This window comes from Gammaproteobacteria bacterium, assembly GCA_029880545.1.
In the GTDB taxonomy this organism is placed as follows: domain Bacteria; phylum Pseudomonadota; class Gammaproteobacteria; order Acidiferrobacterales; family SZUA-150; genus JAOUOD01.
The window spans coordinates 1-13,560 of the sequence record JAOUOD010000003.1 but is presented as its reverse complement, the minus strand read 5'-3'; the positions used below and the strand labels follow the sequence as shown (position 1 = coordinate 13,560).

The following is a 13,560-nucleotide window of genomic DNA, read 5'->3' as shown; positions in this document are numbered from 1 at the left end:
TTGATAACAAAGCCTGGTTTAGTTTTGCACCCAAACACCATCGGAGGCTGGCATGACAACGCATATCATCTGGTTTGATCAACTCGGCATGAATGATGTCGGACAGACCGGCGGCAAGAACGCTTCGCTGGGCGAGATGATCAGCAGCCTGTCCGGGCTGGGTGTACAGGTGCCGGGTGGTTTTGCCACTACTGCTGAAAGCTTTCGCGAGTTTCTGGCGCAATCTGGCCTGGATGATCGTATTAACAAGGAACTTGCGGGGCTTGATGTTAATGATGTCGTCAAGCTGGCTGAAACCGGTGCTCGCATTCGCCAGCAAGTCGTTGACACCCCGTTCACGCCCGGACTGGAACAGGCGGTTCGCGATGCCTATGCCGACATGCAAAAACGGTTCGGTGACGCCGAGCTGTCGGTAGCGGTACGCTCATCGGCCACGGCGGAAGACCTGCCCACCGCATCCTTTGCCGGGCAACAGGAAACATTCCTCAATATACGCGGCATCGATAGCGTACTGACCGCCATCAAGCACGTATTCGCTTCACTCTATAACGATCGCGCTATCGCCTACCGCGTTCACCAGGATTTTGATCACAGCCAGGTAGCGCTGTCCGCCGGTATTCAGCAAATGGTGCGCAGCGACGTTGGCGCCAGTGGGGTCATGTTCACGCTGGATACCGAATCCGGATTCCGTGACGCGGTATTGATCACCGGCGCCTTCGGCCTGGGTGAAATGGTAGTGCAAGGCGCGGTCAACCCGGATGAATGGTACGTCTACAAACGCGCATTGGCAGACAATCGCCCGGCCATCCTGCGCAGGCAAATGGGCAGCCGCAGCCTCAAGATGATTTACAACGACAGCACCGAGCACGGCCAGACAGTACGCACCGTCGAGGTGCCCGCTGACGAGCGCAACCGTTTCTGCCTGACCGATGAACAGGTTGAAGCGCTGGGCCGCCAGGCCATGACCATCGAAAAGCATTACGGCCGGCCGATGGATATTGAATGGGCCTTGGATGGCATTAACGGCGGTCTTTATATCGTCCAGGCGCGACCGGAAACCGTCGAGAGTCGCGCATCCAGGCAGGTCATCGAGCGCTATCAACTCAAGGAAAGCGGTTCCACCATCACCCATGGCCGCGCTATTGGTCAGCGCATCGGCGCTGGCGAAGCGCGGGTCATACGCAATGTCAGCGAGATGTCGCGGGTCAAGGAAGGCGACGTGCTCGTAGCTGATATGACCGACCCGGACTGGGAACCGGTCATGAAAAAAGCCAGCGCCATAGTCACCAACCGCGGTGGTCGCACCTGTCATGCCGCCATTATCGCCCGCGAGATGGGTATTCCGGCGGTAGTGGGTTGCGGCAATGCCACCGATACCATCCAGGATGGCGACAAGGTCACCGTATCCTGCGCCGAAGGTGACACCGGTTATGTCTATCGCGGCAAGCTGGCATTTGAAATCAACCAGATCGAGGCCGGCAGCATGCCGGAATTGCCCACCAAGATCATGATGAACGTCGGCAACCCCGAGCGTGCGTTCCAGTTTGCCTCACTGCCACATCGTGGCGTTGGCCTGGCACGGCTCGAGTTTGTTATTAACAATACCATTGGCATCCATCCGCGTGCCTTGTTGCAATACGACCAGCTGGCTTCAGGCTTGCGCGAGAAGATTGACCGACGCATTACCGGCTACCCGGGACCGGTCGAGTTCTATGTGGAAAAACTGGTGGAAGGCATTGCCACGCTGGCGGCCGCGTTTCATCCCCAGCCGGTGATTGTGCGCATGTCGGATTTCAAATCCAATGAATACGCCAACCTGCTCGGCGGTGATCGTTACGAGCCTGATGAAGAAAACCCGATGATTGGTTTCCGTGGCGCATCACGTTACGTATCGGAAAGTTTCCGTTCCTGCTTTGAACTGGAATGTCGCGCCATCAAGAAGGTTCGCGATGACATGGGTCTGACCAATGTCGAAATCATGATTCCATTTGTACGTACTGTCGATGAAGGCGCGGCGGTCGTGCAACTGCTGGAGCAGAACGGTCTCAAGCGCGGTGAAAACGGCCTGCGCGTGATTATGATGTGCGAAATTCCGTCCAATGCCATCCTGGCCGAGGAGTTCCTTGAACACTTTGACGGCTTCTCCATCGGCTCCAACGACCTGACCCAGCTGACACTGGGACTGGATCGTGATTCGGCGCTGGTGGCGCAAACCTTTGATGAGCGTAACGCCGCGGTGAAAAAACTGATCCAGATGGCTATCCAGGCCTGTCACAAGCAAGGCAAGTATGTCGGCATTTGCGGCCAGGCGCCGTCAGATTACCCGGACCTGGCCTTGTGGTTGCTGGAACAAGGTATCTCGAGCATTTCGCTTAACCCGGACACGGTCCTGGAAACCTGGCTGTTCCTCGGTAAACAGTCGGGCAAGCAAGCCGGCAACAACAGCGCTGCCGGCAGCTGAGCCTGGCAATGCACAAAGCTGGTCGTTGTAACAGCAACAAGATTGCTCGCCAATGAAACGCACGGTGTTTTTTGTTTCCGATCGCACCGGCATCACGGTGGAAACGCTGGCACACAGCCTGCTGACGCAGTTCGAAGGCATCGACTTCGACATGATCAAGGCGCCGTTTATTGATACGCCGGAAAAAGCCCGGCTGCTGGCGGAACGGATCAATCGCATCAGCGAGGGAGGCAAACCCAGGCCACTGGTGTTTTCGACGCTGATCGAGCAGGACATGCGCGAATACATAGAGCAAAGCAACGCGCTGGTGCTGGACATGTTTGAAGCCTTTATCCGGCCACTGGAAAAGGAACTGGGCATACATTCATCCCATGCGGTCGGTCGATCACATAGCATGGGCAGCAACGGCGGCTACAAGGCACGAATCGATGCCATCAACTTTGCCCTGGCCAACGACGACGGCATAACCACGTCCCATTACGATGAAGCCGATATTGTCCTGATTGGTGTATCGCGCAGCGGCAAAACACCGACCTGCCTGTACCTGGCATTGCAATTCGGCATTCTTGCCGCCAACTACCCACTTACCGATGAAGACCTGCAATCGGAACAGTTGCCAAAAGCATTAAAGCCCTGGCGCCGCAAGCTGCATGGCCTCAGCATCAGTGCCGAACGGCTGTGCCAGATTCGCAATGAACGCCGACCCAACTCGCAGTATTCTTCCCTGTCCCAATGCGAATACGAAGTCGGCGCTGTTGAAGCCATGTACCAGCGTGACAATGTTCCGTTTATCAATACCGGTACCATGTCCATAGAAGAGATTGCCACCTTCATCATGAACGAGCGTGGCATTGAACGCCGTTGGTACGGCGGCTAGGGCAGATCCGCGCCCAGCACTATCTTCGGCTTGCTGTCTTCGGCAAATTCCAGGCGCTTGAGCATGGCCGGGTGCGTATACACCGTACCCTTGTCATCAATCATCATGGCATAGCGTATGCCCATGTTGCGCGCGATGCGCTCCCAGTTTTTCACGCCGGCAACCACCAGCGCCGTTGCCGCCGCATCAGCGGTAGCGCCATCTTTGTGGATTACCGTCACCGATGCCACATGCTCCACCGGCATACCATCACGCGGATCAATGATGTGCGCATAGCGCCGGTCCATATGCTCACGGTAACGTTCGTAGTTGCCTGACGTAAACACGCTTTCATCATCGCGGGTTTCGATCACGGCGACCACATCCCAGTTACCCGGCTGGCGCACGCCCACGCGCCAGCGCCGGTCACCATGACGGCCTATCGCACGAAGATCGCCACCGCCATTGACAATGGCATTATTGATACCGTGTTTGCGCAGAATCGCAATGGCAAAATCCACGGCCACGCCCTTGGCAAAACCACCGAAGTCCAGTTGCACGGCAGGGTTACTGCTACTGATGTTATTACCACTGATCTCGAGGTTGTCCATGCGCGGATTCAGCTTCACCAATGCCTGGATTTCTTTCGCCGCCGGTGGCGGCCCACTGGGTCGCACGTCGGCATGAAAGCCCCACAGGCCAATCAGTTTTCCAATGGCTGGATTGAACAGATGTTGACTCCGGGCAGCGAGGATTTTTGCCTGCGCAATGACGGTCGCCATTTCATCATTGACCGTGAATGACTGACCACGGGCGATGGCCTGGTTGAGCTCGACTACCGTGCCCGGTTTCCATGCATGCCAGTCACTGTGCATGGCTTCAAACTTTTGCGTGATTTCCGCAATCGCTTTTGCCGCCGCATCCCGGTCCGCATCATGAACACTGACATCCACCAGTGTACCGAATACCGGTACCTGGTATTGCTGGCTGATGCGATCGCCATGACAGGCGGACAACAACAACGCCAATACTGAAACCATCAGCACATACCGGGAACCTGCGTGGCTTGCCATCATCAGCCTGTTTCCATGATCATCGATAACCCCATCATACTGGAACACGGCCGTGGCCGCCCAGCGATTCTGTATTATGATAGGGCCTGGACAGCGTTTCACGGATGAACCCCGGCCATCGCATGAGGACCGCAGCATGAAGCCATCACTCAAACCCGGCATCCGCTATGAACATCGATTCGTGATTCCATCATCCAAAACCGTACCTGCCCTGTACCCCGAAGCCGAGGAATTCCTGGCCATGCCGGAAGTGTTTGCCACCGGCTTCCTGGTAGGCTTCCTGGAATGGGCCTGCATCAAACTGGTAGTGCCGCACCTGGACTGGCCGGCGGAACAAAGTGTCGGCACTCACATTAATGTCAGTCACGAGGCGGCGACACCGGCCGGGCTGGAAGTCACGGCCAATGTCACACTGGTGGAGGTTGATGGCAGGCGATTGCGCTTCGACGTGGAAGCTCACGATGGCATTGACCTGATCAGCCGCGGCAGCCATGAACGCTTTGTTATTGACAAGCAGCGTTTTGATGCCGGCATGGTGGCCAAACAAACCGGGGCTCGCTGACCCGGCTATTCGGCGAGTATGACCTGCCAATAGCCCACATCCAGCCAGCGCTCGAACTTGTAACCGACTTCCGGGTAATGGGCGACCTTTGTCATGCCGAACTTTTCATGCAGCGCGACGCTGGCGGCATTGGGCAGGGTAATGCCGCCAATGGCGACATGAATGGAACATTGTCTTAACCGGGCAAACAATTCTTCGAACAGCCTGGTGCCCCAACCATTACCGGTTTGATCCTTGTCCAGGTAGGCGCTGACTTCAACACTGAACCGATAAGCCGAGCGTTCACGCCACGGCGCGGCATAGGCATAACCGATGACTTCACCATTCTGCTCGGCGATCAACCAGGGCAAACCGGCAGCCGTGACTTTTTCAACGCGCGTGCGGATTATGTCCGCATCAATGGGCAGCTCTTCAAAGGTGATCGCCGTATTGATTATATAATGGTTGTAGATCCGGGCGACCGCTTCAAGATCGTCGGCGACATTCACATCCAGCGGTCGAATCATTTGCAGCAACCCCGACAATAAATCACTTCAATCATCACGGTGTATGTTCAAGTCTCTGGGCAACCAGGTAAACGTGGTTCTCCGGGTACTGGTCATATTCAAGATGCGCGCAACGACAACCCGCCTCCCCAAGCGCCTGCACCAGCGACGGGATACCGGGTGCGGCATGATATAAAGGCTGCCCGAAACAATCTGGCGTAATTTCATCCGCCTGCTCAACACCGCCGGTGGTAAATATCAACACTCCGCCCGGCACGAGATGATTGCATAACTTTTTGATTAACGGCAGCTGTTGCGCCAGCGGCACATGCCAGATGCTGTCCCAGGCACTGATAACCGCATATTGCCGTGGCAACTCCCAGGTGCAAATGTTGGCCTCGTGAAACACAACACCAGGATGGCGGCGGCGCGCGCGGCGCAACATTTCCACGGAGATATCGACACCCTCAACGTCGTAGCCCTTGGCCAACAGTAATTCAATAATGCGACCACTGGCGCCACAGCCCGCGTCCAGCGCGGCGCCGGCCTGCGGTGCCAACCCCAGGGCACGTTGGTGCTGACTGATACCGTTGTCGTAATTAAAGTCGGGAGAGTCCCAGTGTTCGGCGATCTTGTTGTAGGTTTCAGCGATTTGGTCGGGCTGCATGGGGAAAATACTCGGTTGTCGGCAGGGGTGTAAGCTTTATGTACCAACAAATCGCAACCCAAGCCCGTCTTTCTCGGCCCGGACAATTTCCATTTTCACAATCGGCAACTCGGCATGTTCGGACTGCACCTGCCCGTCCAGGATCTCGCCCATTGCCGGCATGGTAGCCGGGTCACAAACAATAAACAGCCCGCCATCTGACAGGTCGCGCGTAGTCACCAGCTTTTCGCCAAACTGCGGGTGCCATACCTTCATCATTACGGCAATAGGATTTCTCGGGTGACGCCGGTTTTCCATAAAATTTTACAGGCTCCGGTTGGCGGATGATTTCCCCGGATGATAGCGCAAAAAGTGGCCTTTGCGCTGCCCTTGCCGCGACATGACATGCGCGGCAACCCTATTCCGTAACGGAACCGGGACTGGGTCCGTTCCCGGCTTCACCTGCTTCATGGATTAACGGCGGGCACCGGGTAACCCGGGATCGGTGTGCACCCCGGCAAAAACGTGATTTTCGGCCTTCGGGCAGGCTCTCCATCCAGCCGATTACGGCACAGCAAACGAACTCCAGGCGCTATTATGATTGCGGGATATTATTGGCGATGTGCCACAACACGCCGGATGGGTCGATCAGGGTGAAGTCCCGCATGCCCCAGCTGCGGTCTCCCGGTTCGGTCATGGAAACGCCGTAGCGATCAACAATGCCACTTGCCGTCAGCCGGTTCCACCAGTCATCGGCATTCCTGACAAGCAGGTGCATCATGAAGTTGTCGGCGTGCGCCTTGACATAGAAGTTCTGCAGAAGAAAGCTCGTCGCCCCGCACGCAAAATACGCCAGTTCCTCATCGGTCCATTTCAGATCGAAGCCAAGGTCTGTATAAAACTTTTTGGATAAACCGAAATCCTTGGCTGGCACAAACGCCTTGATTTCGACTGCGGCTGAATCCGTCATCGGCATGCTCCTGCCTGCTATAAGATGATTTTAACAGCGCAGGAGCCAGGACCGTTATTCCCTGTCAGGCGCTGACGCCTTGCGACTCAAGGAACTCCCTGGATACGTCGGCATTCTTTCGTCCCGCGATGGCAAAATAATACAGCGGCTCTCCCTCGATAGACAATCGATGGCGGTAGCGCTCGATATGATAGACATCCAGGTACTTGGAAAATATCAGGTCGCGGATCATCTTGGAAAACCCGGACTTGTCGCTGACGTCGAAAAACGTTTCTTTTATATTAAACGCGACCCAGCCCTTGGTCTTGATGATATTGAAGGCTTCGATAAATGCCTTGACCGGGATGTCGCCAAACCCCAGCGCCGCCACAGTAACCATGCAATCACACTGCCACGAGGCTATATCTTCTTTCTTCTCGGCGCTCAGTTGCGTGAAGTCTTCAACATAGTAGGCATCATACAGCCCCGGCCTGTCTCGCAAGGTAGCTTCCTTCGCTTCAGGGATAATATCAACACCAATCAATCGCGAGATACCGTGATTCTTCAGGGACTCGCCCATCATTCCGTTACCGGCACCAAAGTCCAGTACGCGCAATTCAGACAAGTTGTCGTCTGATTGCCTTACCGACGACGCCAGGATGGCGGTGACTTTCTCCGGGGAGGTGCATTTCAGGCGATCATAGAAGATCTGCTCATACAGGCCCTGCACCTGGTAGATCCTGTCGTAATCATGGAAGCGGATTTTGCGCTGCTTTTCCTGTTCCTGGAGATAGAAATAGACTTCGTCCTGGTTGAGTTTTGAAGATTCGGATTTTGGAAACTGAATTCTGTGACGTGTATGCATGATGCTCCCTGGCGGGTGTGATTGGATTGGAGTCGACCGGCTGATTCGGGATATCCGGGTCAGCGGCCGGATGACAGGCCCATACCGGCTAACGCCGGCAGCAAAATAACCTGCCAGAAGGACGATAGGTTGTCAGATTGCGTCAACCCCTTCGATTTCGTAGCACCTTACCACATTTCCAGTGATTTTTCCCCATGCGGGGCCGCGCACTCCATGTTGATGGAACGAGAATGCAGCTCTATTTACGAATTCTTCATAAACTTCAAAGCGTTTCGGATCTGCAGTATTCTGAATCGCGTTAAATACGAGACAACCCGGCTCCATTCTCGTCAGGTCAATGTGACGCACCAACTCCTGCTTTACACGCTCCAGGTCCTGTTCCGGCTCCAGAATAAAGTCTTTCAGAATGGCCTTTGATAGCGCTAACACCAATGATACGCATTTAAGACGAAGACAATACTCCCTGCCAAACCGTGCGGGCCTGGCTTTTGATTGCGCCGCCACTTACTTGTTGTGAATAGCGTACACCGCGTGGCCGGCAATGTTCCCATGAAGGTTTTCACTATGACTGATCTCGCCCTCCAGGGTGCCGCCGAGTTTTTCACAGACCTTGCGGCTGGCAAGGTTGCCTGTCACCACCCTGATCTCTGCTTTTTCCATATTCATTTCATGAAACGCATAGTCGATGAGCTTTTTACATGCCCGGTAGATGATTCCGTTGCCCTGTAATGCTTCCGCCAGCCAGTAGCCCAGCTCTACTTTCTTCAGAGTTTTGGAAATCTTGTTGTAACTGATGATACCGCCGAGCTTTCCCTTATACTCGATGGCACAAACCAGTGTGGCTTCCTTGGCAAAACCGTTAACAGAGCGCTCAATAAACGATTCAATATCAGCTACTGATGTTGTGCCTTCAACCCAGGGCATCCACTGGTGCAAGTAATCCCGGTTGCTTTCCACGAGTGCATACAGCTCCGGTGCCATGGAGTTCTGCAAAAAGACCAGGTTAATCTCCTTATCGACTTCCAGTCTAAACATGTCGAATGCTCTCCCCCTTTTTTTATAATCCTGCCCCAATCCTTATCCCAATCCTTCGCTGGGCCACTAACCATCGAGCGGCGGCTCATTTTTATCGCAGTTCGCGCTAACCTGATAACGGTGTCCACGCCGTCCCGGCAATATCGTCAATGTCCTTTTTTATACCGGACGATGAATACTTTTGCATCACTTTCCACTTGCTCAAACGCGTGGTTCATTAAATCCAGGGACCATTGCTCTCCCCGGTTTCCGGAACCCGCACCAATCAGGGGAAACGCGACACTTTTATAGCCGTTTTCATTCACCAGTCTCATGGCATTGATAACTGAATTCGTGACTGATGATTTCGTGGCACACCAGAACATATTGATGCCCGCCACGTGGATGATTGCTTTGAATGGCAACGTGCCTGCGCCGGTTAGCCGCGCTTCGCCGAGCGGTATGGGGCCAAACCTGGCCACGTCCCTGAACGGTGCATAGCCACCTTTCTTTTTTATCGCGCCTGATACGCCCTGTGGCAGCAACAGCCACCAGGGAATGATATTCCTGTTCCAGGCGTTCACGATGACCTCGACGTCTTGATCCAGGATATCGCCAAATCGTATATCGGGTTTCATACTCTATTATTACCTGACAGTGCCTGATTGTGCCCGATAGTACTATATAGTCTGGCGTGCGGGGCTATACCCCGGAACCGACGCTACTTGTCCTTTTTCAAGTCCTTCTTGGCCGACTTGATGTATCGGCCAAAGTTCCGATCCTTCTTTCTCTTGTCAGCATAGGACATGTCATTAAACCTGGATTCTTCCTTGATCTTGTGAAAATTCCCAAGCGATTCCGTGCTGATCTCGCCATCGCGCACCGCGGCAAGCACGGCACATCCCGGCTCATCAGTATGGCTGCAGTTCCGGTAATGACAGCCGGTTGATAGCGCCGAAATGTCGGCATAGCTGTCGCCGATGCCTTCATTCGCATCAATAATGCCAAGTTCGCGCATCCCGGGATTATCGATAACCAGCGCACCGCCTTCCAGGCGAATCAGTTCCCGACGCACCGTCGTGTGTCGTCCTTCACCGGTGCCACTGGTTGATCCTGTTTCCAGCTGTTGGTGCCCAATCAGGTGGTTTATCAGCGTACTCTTGCCCACCCCGGATGAACCGACAAAACAATAGGTCTTGGTCGGCACTAGCAGATGTCGGAACTCATCCAGTCCATGACGGGTAACATTGCTTAGCGGGAAAATCGGAGCGGTAATACCGGCAGAAGCGATCTCGGCCAGTTGCGAGGACAACACACCCGGATCGACCAGGTCGGTTTTGGTCAGCAAGATGCACGGTGCTGCACCGCCTTCCAGGATCATGACAAGATAGCGCTGCAGGCGATTCAGGTTGAAATCAAACTGGCATGACTGGACGATCACCACGTAGTCGATGTTGGCGGCAATCATTTGGTGTTCGACGTTGTGGCCGGCTGATTTCCTGTGCAGCGACGTCCTGCGTTCGATCACTGCATGGATGATGCCAAAGTCATCACCGTGTTGTCTTTCCACGCACACCCAGTCACCGACGCAGGGAAATTGCTCGGGAACATGGTGGTGCAAATAACTGCCGGACAGCTTCGCCCGGAATTGCCCGGCCTGCCCCTCGATCAGCAACTGGTCACGGTCCACTGCCGCCACGCGAGCAATGGCATCGGTTGGCTCGCATATTGCCCGTTGCGCGAACCAGTCGCTCCAGCCGAGCTTATTCAGTGCTTCGTAATTGTTTTTCATGAGTGCGATCTATTCTACGCAATCGTCACTTTTCTGCCATTATGCAAGCATAGTTCTGTGCTGAAGTGGGGTTGTCTAGTTCTGTTTCGAATACTGATAGACAACGGGGATTCGAATAGCCCAGTTTGTCCAGGCTCTCAAGATGCTCGGCAATATAAATACGCCCGCCTTCGAACTCCTGTACAGCGTCGATTGGCTTGATGAAATCGCCATTTATCAGGACACCGCCACTGTTCAAGGTGCTAAACGAGCGCTGGTAAACAGTATTGATGTTGTCCCGGCTGCCCAGATCATGCAATGCCCACGTGGACACGATCGCATGCACAGGTTTGGTGACGCGCTGTTCCCAGGCCTGATCGACCAGATCCGCCTGGGTATAAATGACTCGCGGCGAAAATTTCTCTAGCCGTTCTCGGGCAATGTCCAGCATCGGCGTGGAAAAGTCGATGCCGCAGTACGAGACGCTGGGCATTCGCTCGAGAAGATAACTCGCCAGGTAGCCCGGCCCCATCCCCAACTCAACAATGCGCCCATCATCCGGAACCGCTTCCGTGAGCTCGGTAAAGATCAGATCAAACAACCGCAGGCGCTCGGGCGTAGGAACGAATCGCTCGGCCCAGCCGAGCGCAAACTCCTTGCTGTGAAACTCATGCTCAGCGCCGACGAAGTCGTTTGCCATTTTGCCCCATCCTTAATTGTGTAACGCTGCTATTTCGGTGCACCTAAAAACCCGAGCAACCAGGGCCACCTTTGCCTGCGAGAACGCCCTTGATATCAGGGTGATTCTTCAACTTGGTCAGAATTTCACCGTAGAGCGCATCCGGCGTATTGCGCGCAAAGGTTACATCGACAAATCCACTTTCCCGAACGGCGTACGTTGAAAAATCATTCGCGTCATACTCAAACACAATGTCAGTGACAGCGGAGTTCGCTTTGGATGGGATATCTTTCGCGAGCGCAATCCCTGTGCCGGCCAATACGCAGTCCAACAACGCTGCACCCAATTTTTACACGAATTTCAAACGCATTTGGACACCTCTCGGTGAACTGATTTTATGTTTCCAATATCAATCAGGACTTTTTAGTGGCGTGCAAAAAGACTCTCCTGGACCAAAACGATACATGAAGTCGAAGCGATTTTTCAATGTAATTTTTTACTCTGGCCCTGTTTATCATGTGACGATTTATTAGCGAATTTATAGAACTGTATATCAATTTGGTCCCCGCAAAGGAAAATGAAATGCTTTTTCTGGTGTAAGCACATTGATTCGGTATAGATTGATAAGCGCCCTTGAAAATGTCACAAAAAAGAATATTGTCGAGCCGGATCTAAAACTGACGATACCTGAAAACGGAAACGCAATAGGAACCCACCATATCAGATTGTATAAAACGACTATAAACCTTTCTGAAACACTATATTTTGTTGGAATATAATCGCTAATGTTTTCAATTCTCCACTTAAGCAACATCGATGAATGCTGCTCAACAATAAGACAGTATACAATCCCGACCGCGACCATACCGAAAAAACCATTTTTTTCTGATAGAGCAGATGTAAAGAAGATGATTCCGGCATAGGCTACCGCCGGTATACCCAATCCAATCATCAGGTAGTTATTCCATTGTGAAGATAGATATCTATTTTTATTCATAAGACTTGCTTTCCCTGATGAGGTTCGCTACATCTTTCGCCGGTCCAGCATCGATCATTCCTTCCAGTCACGTAACGCCATGCGCATGGGCGCGAACTTGTGAGCGTCGCAGGAGCCGAAGGCCCAGATTGCCGCACCTCGTCATGTTTTTGAACGCTGCGCATTAGCTTTGCTTTCCAGTATTTTTAATAACTCTTCGTACCTTGGCCCTGTGCCAAATTGAGGAAGTACAGTAGCCAAAACAATCGCTGCTACCGCCAAATAAACAATTTGCTCGGCAACCACCACGCCGGTGAACATCAAGCCAATCCCGGACAGCATGGCAATAACCAACACAATTCTGAGGAATGTTGCTGTCTTAACTTTTTTCTTTGCACTGGCAATCACTGCCAGTTCTTTATCACTAAATTCCATGGGTAAACCCTTTTAAAACATAACGTTTAGCATAAATGGCCGCGCGGTGTCCGCGAGGTCCCGTACGAAGCACGACCTTTAGATCCTTTTTAGGCGGTGCTATTGAGAAAACCAATTTCAATGACTTATTCCATCATTATCGATTTAATGCATACAACCCATATAAACCATGCTTGTTTTCGCGTAGGAATCTTTAAAATGTTTCCTAGTTAGTTCGAGAACACTGGTAACTTCATTCGACCCTTTTGGATGGCTCGATGCCACCACAATGAAGAATCCATTGGAGAACTCACTATAGGCAGATGAATGCTCAATACTTACATAATCCCCATCGTCATATCGGCCCCGAGCGATATAACAGGGGTATCCGAACCCCCCTTCCCCATCACAAACCTCTTTTGAAAATGTCAGACCTGTTGCATCATTATGATCCAAACCACGAAGATCTAATTTCAATTTCAGAGTTTTCGAGGCCAACTTGGCCGTTCTTAATGCTTCGTTATAATTCTTTGTCGACTGTAAAATAACAAGTTGTTTCTTTATCGACTGCTCTTCAACCCATTTTTTTACTTTGGACTCGACGTCATCAGCAAGAACTTCGGAAATAATTAAGAAAAACAATGAAAGCACGATATATTTTGATAGTCTCATCTTGCTTACTCCTAACGTCAGAGTTAAAGGGCCGCGCGCATTTTGCGCGGTCCGAGCAGGTGTGAAACACCTGCGTATTTGAACGAATTGTTATAAGGCATATTTCATTGCCTCATTTTTTCTAGTAGTTGAATGAT

Annotated in this window: 18 protein-coding genes; 3 read left to right on the top strand and 15 right to left on the bottom strand. The window is 52.8% G+C overall.

The genetic code is table 11. The features are described from left to right. The first annotated feature begins 52 nt into the window (after positions 1–52). Together ppsA and OEZ10_04110 are read left to right on the top strand one after the other, a co-directional pair. The gene (ppsA, locus tag OEZ10_04115) at positions 53–2,461 is read left to right on the top strand and encodes a phosphoenolpyruvate synthase (protein MDH5632160.1); all 2,409 of its coding nucleotides are present in this window, start codon (positions 53–55) and stop codon (positions 2,459–2,461) included. Positions 2,462–2,513: 52 nt separating this feature from the next. Further along, positions 2,514–3,338, top strand: a complete 825-nt coding sequence (locus OEZ10_04110; protein ID MDH5632159.1) for a kinase/pyrophosphorylase — start codon at positions 2,514–2,516, stop codon at positions 3,336–3,338. Here the strand turns inward: OEZ10_04110 and OEZ10_04105 are convergent. Next, on the bottom strand, positions 3,335–4,492 hold the full coding sequence (locus OEZ10_04105) for an FAD:protein FMN transferase (protein MDH5632158.1): 1,158 nt from the start codon (positions 4,490–4,492) through the stop codon (positions 3,335–3,337). The two genes, OEZ10_04110 and OEZ10_04105, sit on opposite strands and share 4 nt — an antisense overlap. A 34-nt stretch (positions 4,493–4,526) precedes the next feature. Between OEZ10_04105 and OEZ10_04100 the strand changes: the two genes are divergently transcribed. Next, positions 4,527–4,952 carry a thioesterase family protein gene (locus OEZ10_04100; protein ID MDH5632157.1) on the top strand — a complete coding sequence of 142 codons (426 nt, stop codon included), beginning with the start codon at positions 4,527–4,529 and terminating at the stop codon, positions 4,950–4,952. A 5-nt stretch (positions 4,953–4,957) separates the two neighbouring features. Here the strand turns inward: OEZ10_04100 and OEZ10_04095 are convergent, their stop codons facing one another. From OEZ10_04095 to OEZ10_04030, 14 genes are all read right to left on the bottom strand, one after another. Continuing rightward, positions 4,958–5,458, bottom strand: a complete 501-nt coding sequence (locus OEZ10_04095; GenBank protein MDH5632156.1) for a GNAT family N-acetyltransferase — start codon at positions 5,456–5,458, stop codon at positions 4,958–4,960. 34 nt (positions 5,459–5,492) lie between these two features. Next, a complete protein-coding gene (locus OEZ10_04090; protein ID MDH5632155.1) occupies positions 5,493–6,104 on the bottom strand; it encodes a class I SAM-dependent methyltransferase in 612 nt (203 codons plus the stop codon). A gap of 36 nt (positions 6,105–6,140) precedes the next feature. Continuing rightward, a complete protein-coding gene (locus OEZ10_04085; GenBank protein ID MDH5632154.1) occupies positions 6,141–6,401 on the bottom strand; it encodes a PilZ domain-containing protein in 261 nt (86 codons plus the stop codon). A gap of 277 nt (positions 6,402–6,678) precedes the next feature. Beyond that, positions 6,679–7,053 (bottom strand): VOC family protein, encoded by a 375-nt coding sequence (locus OEZ10_04080; protein MDH5632153.1) that lies wholly within the window; start codon positions 7,051–7,053, stop codon positions 6,679–6,681. Positions 7,054–7,117: 64 nt separating this feature from the next. After that, complete coding sequence (locus OEZ10_04075; protein MDH5632152.1) at positions 7,118–7,897, bottom strand: class I SAM-dependent methyltransferase; 780 nt, start codon at positions 7,895–7,897, stop codon at positions 7,118–7,120. Between the two features lie 132 nt (positions 7,898–8,029). Beyond that, a complete protein-coding gene (locus OEZ10_04070) occupies positions 8,030–8,326 on the bottom strand; it encodes an antibiotic biosynthesis monooxygenase (GenBank protein ID MDH5632151.1) in 297 nt (98 codons plus the stop codon). 75 nt (positions 8,327–8,401) lie between these two features. After that, a complete protein-coding gene (locus tag OEZ10_04065) occupies positions 8,402–8,932 on the bottom strand; it encodes a GNAT family N-acetyltransferase (GenBank protein MDH5632150.1) in 531 nt (176 codons plus the stop codon). A gap of 146 nt (positions 8,933–9,078) precedes the next feature. After that, positions 9,079–9,549 carry a macro domain-containing protein gene (locus tag OEZ10_04060; GenBank protein ID MDH5632149.1) on the bottom strand — a complete coding sequence of 157 codons (471 nt, stop codon included), beginning with the start codon at positions 9,547–9,549 and terminating at the stop codon, positions 9,079–9,081. An 83-nt stretch (positions 9,550–9,632) separates the two neighbouring features. Beyond that, positions 9,633–10,703 (bottom strand): ribosome small subunit-dependent GTPase A, encoded by a 1,071-nt coding sequence (gene rsgA / locus OEZ10_04055; protein MDH5632148.1) that lies wholly within the window; start codon positions 10,701–10,703, stop codon positions 9,633–9,635. A 25-nt stretch (positions 10,704–10,728) separates the two neighbouring features. Next, positions 10,729–11,382 (bottom strand): class I SAM-dependent methyltransferase, encoded by a 654-nt coding sequence (locus OEZ10_04050; protein ID MDH5632147.1) that lies wholly within the window; start codon positions 11,380–11,382, stop codon positions 10,729–10,731. A gap of 43 nt (positions 11,383–11,425) precedes the next feature. Then, positions 11,426–11,692 carry a hypothetical protein gene (locus OEZ10_04045; GenBank protein MDH5632146.1) on the bottom strand — a complete coding sequence of 89 codons (267 nt, stop codon included), beginning with the start codon at positions 11,690–11,692 and terminating at the stop codon, positions 11,426–11,428. 222 nt (positions 11,693–11,914) lie between these two features. Beyond that, a complete protein-coding gene (locus OEZ10_04040; protein MDH5632145.1) occupies positions 11,915–12,358 on the bottom strand; it encodes a hypothetical protein in 444 nt (147 codons plus the stop codon). Between the two features lie 141 nt (positions 12,359–12,499). After that, on the bottom strand, positions 12,500–12,772 hold the full coding sequence (locus OEZ10_04035) for a hypothetical protein (GenBank protein ID MDH5632144.1): 273 nt from the start codon (positions 12,770–12,772) through the stop codon (positions 12,500–12,502). Between the two features lie 144 nt (positions 12,773–12,916). Beyond that, on the bottom strand, positions 12,917–13,423 hold the full coding sequence (locus OEZ10_04030) for a hypothetical protein (protein ID MDH5632143.1): 507 nt from the start codon (positions 13,421–13,423) through the stop codon (positions 12,917–12,919). Positions 13,424–13,560: the final 137 nt, after the last annotated feature.